The following is a 17768-nucleotide window of genomic DNA, read 5'->3' as shown; positions in this document are numbered from 1 at the left end:
CCCGAGGTCGGCGTGCGGGCGAGCGACAGAGCACGCCCTATTACCCTTACCCTTCAAGAGAACACGAATCGCCACTCACGACCACCCCGACCTGACGCGCTCTCGTGGGCGACAGTGTTGTGAAAGCCACTTTCGCAACGGTGAAGGTTGCGAAAGTGGCTTTCACAACAATTGAGGCCTGCGCGCCGATGAGCGATCGTGGCACCTATGCCTTGCCCCACAAGAGGACACTCTTTATCACTCACGGCCGTCCACGTCGGACAGTCATGTCACCACGTGCCTGAGCGAAGTCGACGGCGAGGGCCTGCCGCGTCAAGCCGTGACGAGTGACAGGCCGTAGCGCTGAAGGATCTCGTTCACCGGCTGGAACCAGGTCTCGCCGCCGGAACCGCAGTTCCCCCAGCCGCCGGAGGTGACCCCCTGGGCCTGGTCGCCGGTGATGAAGGAACCGCCGGAGTCGCCGGGCTCCGCGCAGACGTTGGTGCGGGTCATCTGGTGCACCGCGCCCTGCGAGTAGTTGATGGTTTCGTTGTGCCCCAGCACGGTGCCGCAGTGCCAGTGTGTCGTCGAACCCGACCGGCACACCGAAGTGCCGACGGGCGCGACCCACGATCCCCGGACCAGCGCGTCGCTCACCGTTCCCCAGCCGAGGACGACCGGCGCGGTCCACCAGCCGTTGCCGATCCGGATGAACGAGTAGTCGTTGTCGGGGAAGGAAGAACCGGCGAAGGTGCCCATGGCCGAGCCGTCCCAGCCGACGACGGAGCTGCCCGTGCCGCCGCAGTGACCGGCGCTGACGAAGCCGCCCTGGACGGAGAATCCGATCGAGCAGCGGGTGTTCCCGTTGATGTAGTACGGGTCGCCGCCGACGGTGCCCGCCGCGAACGGCTGGGCCTTCGGCGCGGTGACCACGGTGACCGGACCGGCCTTGCGGGCCCGTGCGAGGAAGTCGTCGACCTCGGAGCCGTGCGCGCCGGGTCGCAGGGCTACGACGACACTGCCGCTGCGCGAGTCGGCACGCCAGCCGCTGACGGCGGCGGGGGCGGGCCGATTCCCGGCCGACAAGTCGATTTCCGCCTTCGCCGCGTCGAGTTCGGCGGCGCTGATCGTGGCGGTGGTCGGCTCGGCACCGGCCTGCCGGACGGCGGAGGCCGCGGCGGGATCGGTGACCCCTACGACGAGTTTGCCGCGCGCCGGGTCGAACCAGGCGCCGCCGAACGCCGCGCCGGCGGCCTGTCGCGCCGCGGGCAGCACGCGTGAGGCGGTCATTTCCTGGGTGAGCCGGGTCGAGGCCTGCGCGGCGGTGAGCCCCAGGTCCCGCTGCATGGCGGCGAGCAGTCCGGGGGAAGCCTGCGCGATCGGGGCGAGGGCGGCGGAAGCGAGACTCGCGGTCAGGACGGCGGCGCCGCCGAGTGCCAGGGCGATTCTTCGACGCATGGTGACTCCTCCAAGGCCGGGGGAAAGAAACACACTGCCCGCCGAGTGTGCGGCCGGAGGTTCGGGAATGGCGAGAAATGTCCGGTCTTCTGTCCGAAATTAACAAGAGTAAACGACTTCGAACGGTAGGGGGTCGGCCGCGTCTCGTTGGGCCGCTTGGCCTAGGCGGCGGCCGGCCGGACGACAACCTCGCTCAACTGAGCGGAAGCGGGCTGACGTTCAAGCCGGCCGCCCCCGGCGTGTGCGCGCCGAGTGGGCTGTCCATCGCCACGCTGGTTTCCTGAAGCCGCGATTACCGGCGTGGCAATAATCCGCTCGGGAAATCGTCGCCGAATGACAAGAACAATCGGAACCGGTTCGCCTGAATCGATACGAGCGCGATGGTGTGTTGTTGACCGGATCCCGGCGTCGTAACGTTTTTTCCGGCATTCGCCTTTCCTTTCCGAATTCCCGACCGGAGGATTTCCATGACGCGCTTTTCGTCCCTGAGACCCTTTACCCGGATCGCCGCCGCACTCGTCTTCGCCGGAGCCATGGTCACCTTGCCCACGGGCGCCGCCTCCGCCGCTCCGCTGCCCGGGCCGGTGACCAAGAACCTGACCTTCACCTGCGAAATGCCGCTCATCGGAGCGCGTCAGGTCACCGCCGCCGTGACGGCGACCTTCCCCGACGCCGTGGCCGCCGGCTCGCCGATCGACGTCACCGGCTTTTCGGTCGCGGTCTCCCTCGACGGCGACATCGTGTCCGCGCTGAACCTGATCGGCGCGGCGACCATCGACGGAACCGCGTCGGCGAACGTCGGCGTCGACTACAACGGCACCGAACTCGGTGTCACGCTCAACGGCCTGGGTTTCCCGGTCACCGCCGTGCCGCAGGACGGCCCGCTGGGGATCGTCATCACCGGCCCGATCCCCGGGCTCACCGTGAAGAAGCCCGGGTCGATCGCCTTCACCGTGGGCGGCGGCTTCACCGGCAAGGTCACGCCGAAGCGGGCGGACGGGACGCCGACGGACCTCGGCACCTTCGACCTGCCGTGCGGCATGGATCCCGGTCAGGACGCCTCGCTCGCGACCGTCACCGTGAACTGACCTCCCGCCACGCCGGCCCAAGTACATGAAGGGGTCCTTCACGGAGCCAGGCGCAAGGAAGGGGGCCTTCATGTACCTCAGCTGAGGCGCACGACCAAACGGCCGACGGCAGCGATGGTCCCTTGCGCTTCTGGGTCCCCTTCCGTGAAGGCCTCCTTGCTTACTCTGAAGGTAGGGAAGGAGGCCTTCACGGACCTCGGAACACCACGCGACCCGGCCCCGGCGGACGCCCGCCGGGTCCAGTAGGTTGCGGGACATGACCGCGTCGCCGGTGGAAGTCCCGGACCAGGTGCTGCGCACCTCGATCGTCGAGCGGTTGTTCGCTCGCGAAACCGACCAGCGACCACTGTTCACGCATCAGGACCACAGCGCCGGGGTGGACGACACGGTGACCTGGGCGGAGTTCGCCTCCCGGGTGCGCGTGGTCGCGGGAGCGCTGCGCGAGGTCACACAGCCGGGTGATCGGGTCGCCGTGCTCACCGGCCAGGACCTGAATTACCCCCTGGCGTTCTTCGGCGCCCTCGCCGCCGGGCTGGTGGCCGTCCCGTTGATGGCTCCCGCGAGCCCGTCCCAGCGAGGCAGGCTCACCGGCGTGCTGGCGGATTGCGGCGCGCGGGTCTGGCTGACCTCTTCGGCCGCCGCCGCGAAGGTGCGCGAAGCCGGGACGCCCGACCACCTGATCGCTGTCGACGAACTCTCCGGACCGGGCGTCGATCCGCTTCCGGTCGACCCCGAGAGCCCCGCGTACTTGCAGTACACGTCCGGGTCGACGCGAGAGCCCGCCGGTGCCGTGATCCCGCACCGGGCGGTCGCCGCCGCCTGCTGGCAGGCGAGTCACGCGTACGCCGTCGACGAGGGCACGACGTGCGCCGGCTGGATCCCGTTCTTCCACGACATGGGCTTGATCCAGCTGCTGTGCCTGCCGGTTCACGCGGGCGCCCGGTCGGTGTTCATGTCGCCCGCCGAGTTCGTGCACCGGCCCGTCAGATGGCTGCGTCAGCTCGCCGATCACCCGGCCGTGTTCACCGCCGCGCCGAACTTCGCGTTCGACCTGGCCGTCGAAGCCGCCGAGGAGGCGGGGGACGACCTCGACCTGTCCGACGTGCGAGTCGCGCTCAACGGCGCCGAACCGGTCCAGCCGCGTACGGTCGCGCGTTTCCAGGAGGCCTTCGGCCCGCGTGGCTTCCGGCCCGAAGCCCACCGCCCGTCCTACGGCCTTGCCGAGGCCACCGTGTACGTCGCGAGCGCGGGCGAGGAAGGACCGCGGGGCGCGACGTTCGACAGGGAAGCCCTCGCGCAGGGCCGGGCGATCGAAGTCCCCGGCGGCCAGGGACTCGTCTCGGTCGGCAGGCCACTCGGACAGCGGGTCCGGATCGTCCGCGACGGGGTGGCGCAGACCGGCGGTCTCGTCGGGGAGATCTGGATCCACGGGCCCAACGTCGCGTCCGGGTACTGGGGCCGAGGCGACGCCGCCGCGTTCGGCGCCGAACTCGAAGGCGACGGCGGCTGGCTGCGTACCGGCGACCTCGGCGTGTTCCACCGTGGCGACCTCTACATCACCGGCAGGCTCAAGGATCTGATCGTCATCGACGGCCGCAACTTCCACCCGCAGGACATCGAGGCGGTGGCGGGGGAAGCGCATCCCGCGATCCGCCGGGATCGCGTCGCCGCTTTCGGTGTGGCGGACGAAATGGGTGAAGGGGCCATGTTGGTAGCCGAATGGGCAAAGAACGCCGAAGCGGATGTCAAAGAAGTCACCCGGATGGTATTGCGCGCGGTGTCACGTGAACATGATCTGACGCTGCGATCGGTACGTATGGTTCCCTCCGGTGACCTTCCGCGCACTTCCAGTGGCAAGGTTGCGCGAGCGGCGGCCAGGGCGCGTTATAGTCGGCCCCGTGGGTGATCACCGCGCGGAGGTCGTGAAGGTCGTCAGCGAGACTTTTCGGCTTGATCCCGCCGAAATCGAGTTCGACGCGACGCTCGAAGAGCTGGGTGTCGACTCCAAAGGACGAATAAAACTCCTGTCGGCGCTGGAGATCTACCACGATGTGAGGATTGATCTGGACCAGCTGGACCGGTTCACCGACATCGGGTCGGTGGCGGAAGTGCTCGCAGAGGCACTCGACGGTAAGGCCGACGGATCCGACGAAAGGCGCTGAGAAGAATGAGCGGGGGCTTCACCGCGGCGACCGATGCGCTTTCATCGGCGTCGAAGGACATCGGAAAGCTGACGGAGCAGTTGCTCGACGACAATCCCGATCTGTCGAGCACGCCCGTGAACGCCGCCGGCTTCGGCCAGGCGCACGGTGACCACTCGAAGAAGTACACCGACGGTGTGGCCGCGCTGTGGGCCTCGGTCCAGGGGTACAGCAAAACGCTCGGCTCGTTCGGCACGAACCTCGGCACCGCGGGCACCACCTACGGCACCAACGAGGACGCGACGAAGAACAAGATCACCGAGACGGGGATGCGCTAGTGGCCGACGAACTCACCTGGACCCAGGTCAAGGCCCTCCTCGACGACCCGAGTGTGCCGCCGGGTAACAAGACCGCGCTCATCGGCTCGTGGATCAAGACGCATCCGGCGCCGCCGCCGTGGACGGCGGATCAGGAGCCGGAAGAGATCAAGCAGAAGCGCAAGGAAGCCGCGAAATACGCGGAGACCTTCAACGCCTTGCCGTTCCTTCCCTACGACGGTGACACCAAAAAGGTCTACGAAGGCGCGAAGAACGCCGGCGATCAGGCCAGCTTCACCCAGCACGAAGAGACGAAGGCCGTCAACGAGGGCGACAAGAAGCTGGACGGCACGAAGGAACCGACGCCGGAAGGCGGCGGTACCAAGACGTCGGACGAGATCTTCGACGCCGCGGCGCCCGCGCTCAAGGTGTTCCAGACTTTCGGTTCCCTGCTGGCGAAGCTCCCGGAGGACTGCCGGGGGACCAGCCGCGCGCTCGACTTCGAGAAGGACATCAAGAAGCCCTTCGACGAGCAGCGCGGCATCAACTTCAAGAACTTCGTCGACGACGCCGCGCATTTCAAGACCGGCTCGAAGACCGTCGACAAGACGATGGACGACACCGGGTCCAAACTCAACACCCTTTACGGGACCTGGACCGGGAAAGCCGCGGACGCCTCGTCGGAGAACTACAACGAGAAGATCCTTCCCAAGGCCAAAAAACTCTCCCAGACGCTGAACACCGCGAGCGAAGCGACGTTGCACACCACCACCACGGTGTTCAAGCTCTGCAAACAGAAGGCCGACGAGGTCGTCAAGGGGTACAAGGAGATCGTCGGCAAAGCCGACTTCGCGATGGCGCAGAAGGTCGTCGCCATCGCCGCCGGTGAGAAGAGCGGCAAGGAAGACCTCGGCGCGATCGCGGGCTGGATGGACGCGAACTTCGGCTCCAACCTCGTTCAGCAGCTGAACAACGACGGCTGCTGTGACGACGACGAGTTCAAGAAGGCGGGCCAGACCCTCGCCAAGACGTGGATCCAGAAGCAGTTCATCCCCGAGATGTGGACCACCATCTACCTCGGCTTCGAGAAGAACTGCAAGGAAACCAAGGACTTCGTCAACCAGGCCTACGACGAGCTCGACAAGGTCATGGGCAAGGTGAAGAACGAGTTCGAAGGCGCGGGCGCGGGCGGTGCCGGCGGCGCGGGCGGGCCCGGCGGTGGCCCGGGCGGAGGACCAGGCGGTGGCCCGGGCGGCGGACCCGGTGGCCCTGGCAACGGCGGCCCGGACTTCACCGGCGGTCAGGGCGGCGGCCAGGGTGGTCCCGGTGGCGGCCAGGGCGGCGGGAACGGCGGTGGCTCGGGTACCGGTGGCCCCGGTGGCGGTCCTGGCGGCTCCGGCGACGGCACCGGCCCGTCGGGCCAGAAGCCCCCGCCCGTCCCGGACGTGAAGATCCCCGAGGGCGGCGCCGGTGGTGGGCCTGGTGGCGGTTCCGGTCCCGGTGGCGGCTCGGGCTCCGGTCCCGGTGGCGGCGAGCAGAAGCCCCCGCCGGTCCCCGACGTGAAGATCCCCGAGGGCGGAACCGGCGGTTCCGGCCCGGGTGGCGGAGGCCCCGGCGGCGGCCCGGACCCGAGCAAGGACCAGACTTCGCCTTCGGGCTCGGCTCCGCCGCCGTCGTCCGGCGACGAGCAGAAGGCCGCGGCCGAAGAGGCCAAGAAGCAGGCCGCGGCGGCTGCCGAGAACGCGAAGAAGCAGGCGTCGGAAGCGCTGAGCAAGCTGGGCGACGGTCCCACCGGTGGCGACCTCGGCGGTGGCGGATCCGGTCCGGGCGGCTCCGGCCCTGGCGGCGGAACCGGGGGTGGCCCCGGCGGCGGCAGCACCGACGCGGCGTCCGAAGCCAAGGCAGCGGCCGAGAAGGCAGCCGAAGACGCGAAGAAGCAGGCGTCCGAAGCACTGGACAAGATGGGCGACGCTCCCGGCGGCGGCACGGGCGACACCGACTCCAAACCCGGCGATTCCAAGGAAGACGCCCAAAAGGCCGAGGACGAGGCGAAGAAGAAGGCGTCTGAAGCGCTCGACAAGCTCGACGACCAGCTTCCGGGCAGCGAAGGCGGCGAGAAGCTGACCGATGACAAGCCCGGTGACGACGACAAGGACAAGGCCGAGGACGGCGAACGCGAGACCCTCAAGGTCAAGCAGGGTGACAAGACCTTCGAGATGACCGAGCCGGACAAAGACGGCGAGATGGACATCAAGATCGGTGACGGTTCCGGACCGGCCAAGGACTTCAAGCTCGACTGGACCGGCGACGAGTCCAAGATGGGCGACGCTCCCGACGGCGACGGCAAGAAGGACGACGTCCATCGCCCCGGGCCGGACGGCAAGATCCACATCCAGGACGGCGATGTGAAGATCACCGCCGAACGTCCCGACGGCCCGTCCGGGCCGACGGTCGTGACCGTCGACGACGGCAACGGCAAGCCGACCACGTACACCCTCGGCGAGGACAAGGACCCCTCGGACACGGAAAAGGCCTCACACCCGGCCAAACCCGTCACCGGGACGGTTCAGCCCGATGCCCGTCCGGAGTTCACCCCGCGCCACGGAGGCGGTGGAACCGTTCCCGACGGTATCGGCGGCGGGACCATCGGCGCCGGTGACATCGGCGGCGGTGGTGGTGGCGGAGTCGGCGGTGCCCACGGAGTCGGAGGGATGACCGGGGTCTCGCTCGAAACCGCGAGCCCGGCGACAGGCCAGTCGCTGACCGAAGGCGTGCACACCGGCGGCGGCGCGCATCAGCCGCAAGCGGTGCCCGCGGGCGCCCCGTCCGCCCCGCTGAGCGGATCGTCGCCCGGTCAAGCACCCATGGGCGGGATGCCGATGGGCGGCATGGGCGCCGGTGGCGGCCAAGGCGGCGGTGACCAGGAGCGGACCAACCGCGCGTACCGGATCGAGGGCGAGGTGTTCGACCAGATCAACGAACCCACCGGCCGGATCACCGGTTCGTTGCTGGACGATGAGGATCAGCCGTCCACCCGCAGGCGGTAGTCCGAGGCAGGGGAGAAGCAGATGAGCGTCGATGAAACCTCGGCCATGAAGACGACTCTGGACGGTCTCGTCCGCGAGCAGGCGGAGCGCCGGGTGCTGCGGGATCAGAAGGCCGACGAGATCAAGGCCAGCTCGCAGGAGGTCATGACCAAGCAGGTCATGACCGCTCAGCGCTACGTCGAGAATCGGCGGGAGCTGGGGGAGCGCAAGACGAAGTCCGGCTGGAGCACCGACCGGTCGCACGCCCAGCCGGGGAACACCTCGGCGTTCGACGACGCTCCCGCCTTCGACGAACCCGCGGCTCCGTTCACCCCGGAGCCGCCCGCCCGCGCGGGACGGGACACCCCTCGGCGTGCTCCTCGTCGTCCGGCACCGGTGGACGACGAGGACGACGCCTTCCTCAACAACCGTTGGCGTGAGTGATCACCACCATCGCCCTGCTGAAGGCCCGTGAAGGGCTCAGCCGGGACGAGTTCGTCGACTACTACGAGAACCGGCACGTCCCGCTCATCCTCGGCCTCGCTCCGGCGCCCGCCCTCTACACCCGCAACTACCTGCCGGAGACGGGGTCGCGTGGCTTCCCGGCGGACTTCGACGTGATCACGCACATGAAGTTCGCGGACGAGGACGCCCGCGGCGCCTGGCTCTCCCTCGTGCTCGCCGAGGGCTCCGGGGTGGCCGAGGACGAAGCCCGGTTCCTCGACCGCTCCCGGACCCGGTCGTGGACGGTCGAAGAGCACTCGAGCGCTCGCTGATCACGAGCGGTGCCAAGCGATCCCGCGATAAGTTGAGCTGTCCGGGTCGAGGCCGTAGCCGATGATGACGGCGCCGCCGGCGGTGATGTGCTGGGCCATGATCGCCGTGAGACCGCGCGGCGACGGCAGCGGGAACGGTGTCGCGTCGGCGTCCCAGCGGACCGGCCGCACCGTTCCCTTGCTCACGGACTCGCCGACGACCGTCCCGGCGTCATCGATGTCGTAACACGTACTGGCGAGGTCCGAAGGCAAGGGACGGAGCAAGGTCGGCCGTCCTTCACGATCCCAGCGCGCGCAGATGCCTTGCCGGTCCGCGGTCACACCCCAGCCGATCGCGACGCCGTGCCCGGTGATCCGGACGACCTGTCCGGCCGAGAACTCCGGTCCGCCGGTCAGCAGGACGGTACCCCCGTCGCGGTTCCACACGACCCCGTCGCCGAGGATGGCGCCGGAATCGGTGATCCCGCAGGCCGTCGCGCGGCGGGGCGGTGGCAGTTTGCTGATCCTCCCCGAGGGGTCCCAGCGCACCGCGGTCCGGCCGCCGGTGCCGTTCTTGGCCGAACCGACGACCTCGTCCAGCCCGTTCAGGTCGTGGCCCTGGGTCTCGCCGCCGGACAGGGCGGCGAGTTCCACCGCCTCGCCGTCGGGTTCCCAGCGCAGCGCCCGCCAGCGGTAGCCCGGCCGCATCGCGTTCCCCAGTATCGAGCCGCGTTCGTTCACCCGGCAGGTCGTGCCGGAGATCGTGCCGAGGGGGAGGTCGAGCGCGTGCACCCGGCCGTCGGGCCGCCAGCACACCGGCCGGAGGTACTCGCCGGTGTAGAGCGCCCCGGCGATGACGCCGGCGGTGTTGGCGCTGACGGCCCGGCCGCCCGAACAGCCGTCGAGAATCGGCAAGGGCGCGGGATTTCCCTCACGATCCCAGCGCACCGGCCGCGACCCCGATTCGCCCACGATCATCCCGGCGTCGTTCACGCAGTAGGCGCTGGTGCCCTCTCCGGCGGCGAGCGGCCGCAGATCGACCGCCGTGAAGCAGGGTCCCCCTGGCATCGGCGCCGCCTGTGGTCTGGACGGTTCGGGCACGAGTCGGCAGCCTAGTGCGCGGGCGCACGCAATGGGGAAAAGTGCACTGACCGGGTGACGCGGTCTCCACAAAGGACGCGGGTTACGGGGTCAGCACGATCCGGCCGAACACTTCGCCGTCGTCCATCTTCCGGTGCGCCAGCACGGCTTTCTCCAGCGGCAGCAGTTCGTGCACCACCGAACGCAGTTCGCCGCGGGCGGCGGTGCCGAACTGCGCCGCGGTCACCGCGCGCCGATCCGCTTCGGGGATCGAGTCCGCGCTGAAGGCCGCGACCGACAGGGACTTGCGGAACGACGCCAGCAGTTTCGCGCCGAAGTCCGCCGGCGGCATGCCCGCGACCACGCCGACGGTCACCAGACGGCCGTTCGGTTCGAGCCGGTCGACGAAAGACGGCATGTCCACACCGGACACGATGTCGATGACGACGTCGTACCCCGCGGGGCCGTCCCCGTCACCGGAACGGTCGAGCACGTGGGTCGCGCCCAGCTCGCGCAGGCGCTCGCCGCGTTCGGCCGAGGACGTCGTGACCGCCACCGCGCTCGCGCCACCGGCCGCCGCGAGCTGCACCGTCATGATCCCGATACTGCCGGCCGCCCCGCGCACCAGCACCGATTCCCCGGCGGTGAAATGGGCGCGGGCGAGGGCGAAATGCGCCACCATGCCGGAAGTCCCGATGGCCACCGCCGCGTCGGCGGGCAGATTCCCGGGGAGGGGCACGACCTTCTCGACGGGAATCGTCGCGCGCTCGACATAACCGCCGCCTTCACCGGTGAACGCCCAGACGCGCCGTCCGGCCCAGGACGGATCGACGCCGTCGCCGACCGAGGCGACGGTGCCCGCCACCTCGTTGCCGGGAACGAAACCTTCCCGGAACCCGAAACCGCCGAGAGCGCCGCTGCGGATCACGGTGTCGACGCCGCCGACACCGATCGCCTCCACGTCGATCAGCACTTCGCCCGCCGCGGGAACGGGTGAAGGGAGGTCGACGACGGCCAGTCCTTCGGGGGCGCCGAATTTCCGGATCTCGACTGCGCGCATTTCTGTCTCCTCGGTCTTCGATCGCTGGTCAGGCGGACGTTAACGGACGCCTCCGTCCGTTTTGGCTAAAGTGAGAGTGGTGACCAACCGTTTGTCTCGGAACCCGCGCTCGGACGCCCTGGACAACCGCGAACGCATCCTCGAGGCGGCTCGCGCGCTGTTCGCCACCGAAGGCCTGGACGTGCCGCTGCGGGAAGTCGCGCGCCGCGCCGAAGTCGGCCCCGCCACGCTGTACCGCCACTTCCCGACCAAGGAGATCCTGGCGACGGAGGCCTTCGCCGACCAGATGTGCCTGTGCCACGTCATCGTCGACGAGGGACTCGCCGATCCGGATCCGTGGCGCGGTTTCTGCTCCGTGATCGAGAAGGTCTGCGAACTGCACTCGCGTGACCGGGGCTTCACCGCGGCCTTCGTCTCGGCGTTCCCCAAAGCGGTCGATTTCACCACGGGCCGCGACTACGCGCTCAAAGCGATCGCGGAGCTCGCCGTCCGGGCCAAGGCCGCCGGGAAGCTCCGTCCCGACTTCGTCCTCGACGACCTGATCCTCATGCTCATGGCCAACAACGGGATCCAGGCCGCTTCGCCCGCCGCTCAGGTCGCGGCGTCCCGGCGGTTCGCCGCGCTCGTGGTCCAGTCCTTCCGGGCCGTCCCGGAACCGGCGCCGCTCCCGCCGGTGGCGCGGTTGGCTCTCGTGGTGCCGGGGATGATCGTGTAGGGGCCGGCCCCTGAGAAGACCGGACAGCGCCTAGCACCGTGGAGCTAGGCGGTTTCCGCCTCGAAGCCGATGCCGAAGGCGCCGATGCTTCGTAGTTTTGCCGATATGAAAAGAACCTCGATGGTCATCGCCGCGATTTGCGCGGCAACGCTCGTTTCCCCGGCCATCGCGTCCGCGGCGCCGCACTCGCAGCGGACTTTGCAGCGCGACGCCGACGTGCTCGTGGCGAACGGTTCCCCGGGCGTGCTCGTGGAACTGAGCACGCCCGGCGGCCGCGTCAAGGTGCGCAGCGGTCACGGTGACCTGCGGACCGGGACCCCGATGCCGTGGAACGCCCATTTCCGGATCGCGAGTTTCAGCAAGACCTTCCTGGCCGCGACGATGCTCCAGCTCGTCGGCGAGGGACGGCTTTCCTTGGAGGACACCGTGGACCGGTGGCTACCCGGGGTGGTGCGCGGCAACGGCAACGACGGCCGCGCGATCACCGTCCGGCAGTTGCTCCAGCACACCAGCGGCCTGCACGACTACATGGCGGAACTCGACCTCTTCACCGAGAAAGGCTTTCTGCGCCACCGGTTCGACAAGCTCAGCGCGTCCGAGGCGGTGAAGCTGGCGGTCGGCAAGCCGCCGGCGTTCGCGCCAGGGACGAGCTGGGGATACTCCAACACCAACTACGTGCTCGCCGGGATGGTGACCGAGAAGGTGACCGGCCGGGACTGGCGGCAGGCGATCACCGAACGCATCGTCCGCCCGCTCGACCTGCGGGAAACTTCGTTGCCGCACACCTCGCCGTTCCTGCCCACCCCGCACGCCCGCGGCTACGATCGGTTCGTCGTCGAGGGCTCGAATCCGCCGCGGCTCGGACGGCGGGTGGACGTGACGCTGATGAACCCGTCGATCGGCGGGGGAGCGGACGGTTCGATCAACAGCACCGCCGAGGACGGCAACAAGTTCTTGCGTGCCTTGCTGGGCGGGAAGGTGCTCAAGCCCGCGTTGCTGGCGGAGATGAAGAAGACCGTGCCCGCGCCGGGAATCGGGGAGTACGGGCTGGGGCTCATGAAGCTGACCGGCTCCTGCGGCGCCTACTGGGGCCACGGCGGCTCGCTGCCCGGCAACTCGACGGCCAACGGCGTGACCGGGGACGGCGAGCGAAGCGTGATGGTCTCACTGAACACGCTGACGCCGTACCACCCCGGTGCCGAACCGCCGTCGGAAGACCCGCTGAAGCCGCTGATCGACCACGCCCTCTGCGGTCGTGAGTGACTGGTTCCACCCCGTGTTTCGTCCTCTGGATGCGGTAGTTCGACGCCGAACCACCGCATCCAGAGGACGAATCACGAGCCTCCCGTACCCCAGGACCGGGCGGCCCCGACCAGCGCGGCGACGCATTCCGCGACCGCGGGCCGCGTCTCACCCTGGGGCTGCACGGCGTAGAGCTGCCGGTGCAGCACGGGTTCGAGCGGGGCGCACACCACGGTCGGCGGCGCGATCGTGGTCGCCATGCCCGGCACGATCGTGACGGCGCCGAGCCCGGCGACGACGGCGAACTGCGTGCCGAACCCGCTGACCGTGTGCCGCACCGTCGGCTCGATGCCTCGTTCGCGCAGGGTCTGGCGGATCCAGGCGTTCGCCAGGGTGCGGCGCGCCCAGGCGACCCAGATCTCGTCCGCCAGGTCCTCCGCGCGGATCGAGTCCGCGCCGGCCAGGCGGTGCCCGGCCGGGAGCACGATCGTCGCCGCGTCGTCGCGCAGGACGGTCCAGCGGGTGTTCGGTGGCCGGGTGAGCGGCAGGTTCTCCCAGCTCTCGACGACCACGACGTCGAAGACGCCGTCAGTGAGCGCGGGGAGCGACTCTTCCGGTTCGACCTCGTGCAGCCGCGCCTCGATGCCGGGATACCGGACGGCGAGGCCGGTGAGCGCGGGCGTGATGAACGTGTGCACCGCCGAGGGGATGGCGCCGATCTCGACGACGCCGGTCGTCTCCCCGGTGAGCGAGTCCAGATCGGCGCGGGCGCCCCGGAGTTCGGCGAGGACCCGCTCCGAACGCTGCGCGAGCAGCAGCCCGGCCGGGGTGAGCCGGACGCCTCGCCCGTGCCGGACGAGCAGCCCGGTGCCCGCCTCCCGCTCCAGTTTGGTCAGCTGCTGGGAGATCGCCGACGGCGTCACGTGCAGCACCTCGGCCGCCGCGGCGAGCGAGCCCCGACGCCACACCGCGTGCAGCATCCGCAGCCGCTCCACATTGGACAGATCGCCACTCATTAGCCGAGCTTAACCCTCGGGGTAAGAGGATCTCGCTGGTCCTCCCCGCCTTCGTGCGATCGAATCGAAAGCATGTCCCAGAACGGAATTCTCGCGGATCCGCGGGCGCAAGGAGTCCTCGGAGCCCTCGCGATCGCCCTGTCCGCCCCGCTCGTCGCGCTGTCCGGTGTGAGCTCGACGACGGCGACGTTCTTCCGCTGCCTGTTCGCGTTGCCGATCCTCGTGCTGCTGGCCCGGACGCGGGAGCGAGGGCACCGACCCAGCCCGGCCGCGCGACGCCGGCACGTGCTGGCCGGTGTCCTGCTCGGGATCGACATGGTGCTGTGGAGCGAAGCGATCTTGTCCGTGGGGGCGGGCGTCGCCACGGCGCTGGTCAACGTCCAGGTGGTCCTCGTCCCGCTGGCCGGCTTGCTGTGGTTCGGCGAACGCCCGTCGCGGCTGTTCTGGCTGTCGATCCCGGTCATGCTGGCGGGGACGGCGCTGGCCGGAGGACTGGCGGACGGCGGAACCGCGGGTAGCGATCCCTGGTACGGCACCGTCATGGCGGTGCTGGCGGGCGTGGCCTACGCGGGGTATCTGATCCTGCTGCGCCGCGCCGGAACCGAAGGCGGCGGCCACACGACGATGCTCGCCACGGCGACCGCGGCCTCCGCGAGCGTGGGCGGGGTTTCGGGGCTGGTGGCCGGAAACCTCGACGTCACGCCGTCCGCGTCGGCGCTGTTGTGGCTGCTCGCGCTGGCCGTGACAGCGCAGGTGTCCGGCTGGCTCCTGATCGGGAAGGCCCTGTCCGCCCTGCCGGCGAGCGGCGGGTCCGCCGTGCTCATGCTGCAACCCGCCGCCGCGATCCTGTTCGGGGCGCTCCTGCTCGCCCAATGGCCGACACCGCTGCAGCTGGCGGGCTGTGCGCTCGTCGTCGCCACGGTGGGAGCCGTCTCGCTGCTCAGCCGCCGGACCTCAAGGAACAGGGTTTTACGGGACGACGAGCACCGGCCAATGCCCCGTCTTGATGAGCTTGGTCGCGACCGACCCCGCGAACCGGTGTCCCGCCTTCTGTGACGCGCCGACCACGACCGTGTCGACCTGGCCGCGGTCGGCGGTGTCGCGCAGCGCGGTGTACGGATCGCCGAAGGTCTTCAGGAAGCTGACCGGCACTTCGAGTTCCTCGGCCGTCTCGCGGATCTGATCGCGGAGTTCGGCGTAGAGCTGGAGTGTCGTGTCGTGCTCCACCGTCGCCGCGACCGCCGGTCCGAGGTTGGTCAACGCCGTGCGGCAGACGACGAAGGCGACGATCAGCCTGCCGCTTTCCCGCCGTGCCATGCCGAAGGCGAAGGCTGCCGCCCGCATCGCGGTGTCGGAGCCGTCGACCCCGGCCAGGATGGCCCGCCCCGACCGGTGCCGGGGCGGGCCGAAACGCTCCACAGTGGACTCGAAAGCCCCCGGCGTGCTCATCCCGCGACCGGGTCGGACGCCGGGGCTTCCGTCTTCGGTTCCACGTCGAGGGTGGTGCGCAGGGTGAGCGGCTTGAGCAGCAGCGCCGCGATCACGCCCACGACGCCGACCGCCGCGGAGATCAGGAAGATGTGCGCGGTCGCGTCGCCGTACACGGTGTGCACGATCGTCTGGACCTCCGGCGGCAGCGCCTTGAGGTTCAGCGCGCTGACGCTGCCCGTCGACGCCTGGCCCGAGGGCACGTGCAGTGCGGTGGCCAGGTCGGCGGTGACCCGGTTCGCGAGCACCGCGCCCAGCACCGAGACCCCGATGGTGCCGCCGAGCGACCGGAAGAACGTGACCGAGGCGCTGGCCGCGCCCAGATCCCGCAGCGGCACGGTGTTCTGCACGGCGAGCACGAGGTTCTGCATCGTCATGCCGACACCGACGCCGACGATCGCCATCGCGACGCCGACCAGCCACAGCGGCGACGCGTGGTCGACCGTGCCCAGTCCGAGGAACCCGATCACCAGGGTGATGGTGCCCGCCACGATGTACGGCTTGATCCGCCCGGTCCGGCTGATCAGGCGCCCGGAGACGGTCGAGGACACGAGCACGCCGCCCATCAGCGGGATGGTCAGCAGACCGGCTTCGGTGGGGGAGTAACCGCGCCCGACCTGGAAGTACTGACCGAGGAACACCGCGCCGCCGAACATCGCCATGCCGACGGCGAGGCTCGCGACGATCGCCAGCGCGGGGGTGCGCTGGGTGATGATGTGCAGCGGCACGACGGGTTCGCGGACCTTGCGTTCCACGATCAGCGCGAGCGCGAGGAGTACGGCACCGCCCGCCACCATGACCGCCGTCTGCCACGAAAGCCAGTCGAAGCTGTTGCCGACGAACGAGACCCAGATCAGCAGGACACTCACGCCCGCCGCGATGAGACCCGCGCCGAGGTAGTCGACCTGGACGTTCTCCCGGCGCACGGTCTCCAGCTTCAGGGTTCGCTGGAGCACGATGAACGCCGCCGCCGCGATCGGCACGCCGACGAAGAAGCACCAGCGCCAGCCCAGCCACGGCACGTCCACGATCAGGCCGCCGAGCAGCGGGCCGCCGACCGTGGCGACCGCCATCACCGCGCCGAGGTAACCGTTGTAGCGGCCACGTTCACGCGGCGGGATGATCGCCGCGATCACGACCTGGACCAGCGCCTGCAAGCCGCCGACGCCGATGCCCTGGAACGCCCGGGCGGCGATCAGCTGACCGGTGTTCTGGCTGAACCCGCTGATCATCGAGCCGATCACGAAGATCACGATCGCGACCTGGACCAGCGTCTTCTTGTTGAACAGGTCGGCGAGCTTGCCCCAGATCGGGGTGGTGGCCGTCGCCGCCAGCAGGGTGGCCGTGACCACCCAGGTGTACTGCGTCTGCGAGCCGTTCAGCGAGCCGATGATCAACGGCAGGGCGGTCGACACGACCGTCGAACTGATCATCGCCACGAGCAGCGCGAGCAGCAGTCCGGACAGCGACTCGAGCACCTGGCGGTGCCCCATCGCCTCGGACGGTGCCTCCGCCGTTCCTTCGGTCTTCATGGCGTCCTTTCAAGCGTTCGGGGCAATTATTGCCCACTGTGCAAACTTGCACAGTGAGAACTTTATTCCCGTCGCTACGCTGTCCTGGTGGACACCCTCGACACGCTCCGCACCCGCAAGAAGGCGGCGACGCGGCAATCGCTGCACGAGGCCGCGCTTCGCCTGGCGATGGAGCACGGTCTCGACGGCGTGACCGTCGAGGACATCGCCGACGCGGTGGGGGTGTCCCGGCGGACGTTCTCGAACTACTTCGCGAACAAAGAGGACGCGATCCTGCACGCCGACCGCGAGCGGACCGGGCTGCTGGTGTCGCTGGTGGAAGGCAGGCCTTCCGGCGAGAAGCCGTGGCAGGCGCTGCGCGCGGCGTGCCAGGACCTGTACCGGGCGCACCCCGTCCCGGACCGCGAATGGGTGGCGCAGCTGAGGTTGCTCCGGCGGCATCCGTCGCTGCTCGCGCGGCAGGCCGGGGACCAATTCGCCCTCGAACGCGACCTGATCGCGGTGCTGCTGGACCGCGGGCACGGCCTCGACCAGGAGCTGGCCCGGCTCACCGCGGCGACCTTCCTCGCCACCTTGCGGACCGGGAACATCCTGTGGCTGGAAGGCCCGGACGACGAGCCGCTTCCCGACGTCGTGGACAGGGTGCTGGGCCGGGTTCAGCTCCGCTGAGCGAGGGCGTGGACGCTCGACACCACCGAGTGTCGTCCGTCCAGTCACGTGTGTCGTCCGTCTGATCACACGTGTCGTCCGCTCAGTCACGCGAAAGTACCGGACCGAACGGTCACCGCCGCTCTTGTCGCTTGCAGTGCATGAAGGCCCCCTTCCTTGCGCTAGGCGCAAGGAAGGGGGCCTTCATGTACTTGAGTGAGGG

Annotated in this window: 17 protein-coding genes; 11 read left to right on the top strand and 6 right to left on the bottom strand. The window is 69.4% G+C overall.

Annotated features, from left to right (window positions below; translation table 11 throughout):
• Nucleotides 1–312: 312 nt before the first annotated feature.
• Nucleotides 313–1437, bottom strand: a complete 1125-nt coding sequence (locus ACFWMR_RS37285; protein WP_378381803.1) for a S1 family peptidase — start codon at nucleotides 1435–1437, stop codon at nucleotides 313–315.
• Between the two features lie 467 nt (nucleotides 1438–1904).
• On the opposite strand from ACFWMR_RS37285, the gene ACFWMR_RS37280 reads away from it, so the two are divergent.
• The 7 genes from ACFWMR_RS37280 (at nucleotide 1905) to ACFWMR_RS37250 (ending at nucleotide 8785) form a co-directional block, all read left to right on the top strand.
• Nucleotides 1905–2525 carry a DUF6801 domain-containing protein gene (locus ACFWMR_RS37280; RefSeq protein WP_093936098.1) on the top strand — a complete coding sequence of 207 codons (621 nt, stop codon included), beginning with the start codon at nucleotides 1905–1907 and terminating at the stop codon, nucleotides 2523–2525.
• 256 nt (nucleotides 2526–2781) lie between these two features.
• Nucleotides 2782–4431: a fatty acyl-AMP ligase gene (locus ACFWMR_RS37275; protein WP_378381802.1), complete on the top strand. Its 1650-nt coding sequence runs from the start codon at nucleotides 2782–2784 to the stop codon at nucleotides 4429–4431.
• Nucleotides 4424–4687 (top strand): acyl carrier protein, encoded by a 264-nt coding sequence (locus ACFWMR_RS37270; protein WP_167406246.1) that lies wholly within the window; start codon nucleotides 4424–4426, stop codon nucleotides 4685–4687. Before ACFWMR_RS37275 ends, ACFWMR_RS37270 begins: the two co-directional genes overlap by 8 nt.
• 5 nt (nucleotides 4688–4692) lie before the next feature.
• Complete coding sequence (locus ACFWMR_RS37265) at nucleotides 4693–5004, top strand: hypothetical protein (protein WP_093936096.1); 312 nt, start codon at nucleotides 4693–4695, stop codon at nucleotides 5002–5004.
• Complete coding sequence (locus ACFWMR_RS37260) at nucleotides 5004–8030, top strand: WXG100 family type VII secretion target (RefSeq protein ID WP_378381801.1); 3027 nt, start codon at nucleotides 5004–5006, stop codon at nucleotides 8028–8030. Before ACFWMR_RS37265 ends, ACFWMR_RS37260 begins: the two co-directional genes overlap by 1 nt.
• A 21-nt stretch (nucleotides 8031–8051) precedes the next feature.
• Nucleotides 8052–8453 carry a hypothetical protein gene (locus ACFWMR_RS37255; RefSeq protein WP_378277552.1) on the top strand — a complete coding sequence of 134 codons (402 nt, stop codon included), beginning with the start codon at nucleotides 8052–8054 and terminating at the stop codon, nucleotides 8451–8453.
• Nucleotides 8450–8785 (top strand): EthD domain-containing protein, encoded by a 336-nt coding sequence (locus ACFWMR_RS37250; protein ID WP_378277553.1) that lies wholly within the window; start codon nucleotides 8450–8452, stop codon nucleotides 8783–8785. Before ACFWMR_RS37255 ends, ACFWMR_RS37250 begins: the two co-directional genes overlap by 4 nt.
• Here the strand turns inward: ACFWMR_RS37250 and ACFWMR_RS37245 are convergent, their stop codons facing one another.
• Both ACFWMR_RS37245 and ACFWMR_RS37240 read right to left on the bottom strand, forming a co-directional pair.
• The gene (locus ACFWMR_RS37245) at nucleotides 8786–9832 is read right to left on the bottom strand and encodes a hypothetical protein (RefSeq protein WP_378277554.1); all 1047 of its coding nucleotides are present in this window, start codon (nucleotides 9830–9832) and stop codon (nucleotides 8786–8788) included.
• 115 nt (nucleotides 9833–9947) lie between these two features.
• Nucleotides 9948–10904, bottom strand: a complete 957-nt coding sequence (locus tag ACFWMR_RS37240; protein WP_378381799.1) for a zinc-binding dehydrogenase — start codon at nucleotides 10902–10904, stop codon at nucleotides 9948–9950.
• A 79-nt stretch (nucleotides 10905–10983) separates the two neighbouring features.
• Here ACFWMR_RS37240 and ACFWMR_RS37235 point away from each other — a divergent pair, with 79 nt between their 5' ends.
• A complete protein-coding gene (locus ACFWMR_RS37235) occupies nucleotides 10984–11619 on the top strand; it encodes a TetR/AcrR family transcriptional regulator (protein WP_378381797.1) in 636 nt (211 codons plus the stop codon).
• A 105-nt stretch (nucleotides 11620–11724) separates the two neighbouring features.
• Nucleotides 11725–12882 carry a serine hydrolase domain-containing protein gene (locus ACFWMR_RS37230; protein ID WP_378381795.1) on the top strand — a complete coding sequence of 386 codons (1158 nt, stop codon included), beginning with the start codon at nucleotides 11725–11727 and terminating at the stop codon, nucleotides 12880–12882.
• A gap of 71 nt (nucleotides 12883–12953) precedes the next feature.
• Here ACFWMR_RS37230 and ACFWMR_RS37225 read toward each other — a convergent pair whose 3' ends face one another.
• Nucleotides 12954–13877: a LysR family transcriptional regulator gene (locus tag ACFWMR_RS37225; RefSeq protein WP_378381793.1), complete on the bottom strand. Its 924-nt coding sequence runs from the start codon at nucleotides 13875–13877 to the stop codon at nucleotides 12954–12956.
• A gap of 72 nt (nucleotides 13878–13949) precedes the next feature.
• Between ACFWMR_RS37225 and ACFWMR_RS37220 the strand changes: the two genes are divergently transcribed.
• A complete protein-coding gene (locus tag ACFWMR_RS37220) occupies nucleotides 13950–14933 on the top strand; it encodes a DMT family transporter (protein WP_378381792.1) in 984 nt (327 codons plus the stop codon).
• Here ACFWMR_RS37220 and ACFWMR_RS37215 read toward each other — a convergent pair.
• Nucleotides 14847–15326: a universal stress protein gene (locus tag ACFWMR_RS37215; RefSeq protein ID WP_378277560.1), complete on the bottom strand. Its 480-nt coding sequence runs from the start codon at nucleotides 15324–15326 to the stop codon at nucleotides 14847–14849. The genes ACFWMR_RS37220 and ACFWMR_RS37215 overlap by 87 nt on opposite strands.
• Entirely contained in the window at nucleotides 15323–16897 is a 1575-nt protein-coding gene (locus ACFWMR_RS37210; RefSeq protein WP_378277561.1) for an MDR family MFS transporter, read from the bottom strand. The genes ACFWMR_RS37215 and ACFWMR_RS37210 overlap by 4 nt, the downstream gene beginning before the upstream one ends.
• An 87-nt stretch (nucleotides 16898–16984) precedes the next feature.
• Between ACFWMR_RS37210 and ACFWMR_RS37205 the strand changes: the two genes are divergently transcribed.
• Nucleotides 16985–17566, top strand: a complete 582-nt coding sequence (locus ACFWMR_RS37205) for a TetR/AcrR family transcriptional regulator (RefSeq protein WP_378277562.1) — start codon at nucleotides 16985–16987, stop codon at nucleotides 17564–17566.
• Nucleotides 17567–17768: the final 202 nt, after the last annotated feature.

The sequence above is a fragment of the Amycolatopsis thailandensis genome (assembly GCF_042723255.1).
GTDB lineage: Bacteria > Actinomycetota > Actinomycetes > Mycobacteriales > Pseudonocardiaceae > Amycolatopsis > Amycolatopsis thailandensis.
The sequence above is the reverse complement of the archived record's forward strand: the minus strand, read 5'-3'. Positions and strand labels throughout refer to the sequence as shown.

Coding starts and splice junctions, on each gene's coding strand:
- ACFWMR_RS37285 (WP_378381803.1), bottom strand. CDS start 1,437: ATGCGTCGAAGAATCGCCCTGGCACTCGGCGGCGCCGCCGTCCTGACC.
- ACFWMR_RS37280 (WP_093936098.1), top strand. CDS start 1,905: ATGACGCGCTTTTCGTCCCTGAGACCCTTTACCCGGATCGCCGCCGCA.
- ACFWMR_RS37275 (WP_378381802.1), top strand. CDS start 2,782: ATGACCGCGTCGCCGGTGGAAGTCCCGGACCAGGTGCTGCGCACCTCG.
- ACFWMR_RS37265 (WP_093936096.1), top strand. CDS start 4,693: ATGAGCGGGGGCTTCACCGCGGCGACCGATGCGCTTTCATCGGCGTCG.
- ACFWMR_RS37255 (WP_378277552.1), top strand. CDS start 8,052: ATGAGCGTCGATGAAACCTCGGCCATGAAGACGACTCTGGACGGTCTC.
- ACFWMR_RS37245 (WP_378277554.1), bottom strand. CDS start 9,832: ATGCCAGGGGGACCCTGCTTCACGGCGGTCGATCTGCGGCCGCTCGCC.
- ACFWMR_RS37240 (WP_378381799.1), bottom strand. CDS start 10,904: ATGCGCGCAGTCGAGATCCGGAAATTCGGCGCCCCCGAAGGACTGGCC.
- ACFWMR_RS37230 (WP_378381795.1), top strand. CDS start 11,725: ATGAAAAGAACCTCGATGGTCATCGCCGCGATTTGCGCGGCAACGCTC.
- ACFWMR_RS37225 (WP_378381793.1), bottom strand. CDS start 13,877: ATGAGTGGCGATCTGTCCAATGTGGAGCGGCTGCGGATGCTGCACGCG.
- ACFWMR_RS37220 (WP_378381792.1), top strand. CDS start 13,950: ATGTCCCAGAACGGAATTCTCGCGGATCCGCGGGCGCAAGGAGTCCTC.
- ACFWMR_RS37215 (WP_378277560.1), bottom strand. CDS start 15,326: ATGAGCACGCCGGGGGCTTTCGAGTCCACTGTGGAGCGTTTCGGCCCG.
- ACFWMR_RS37210 (WP_378277561.1), bottom strand. CDS start 16,897: ATGAAGACCGAAGGAACGGCGGAGGCACCGTCCGAGGCGATGGGGCAC.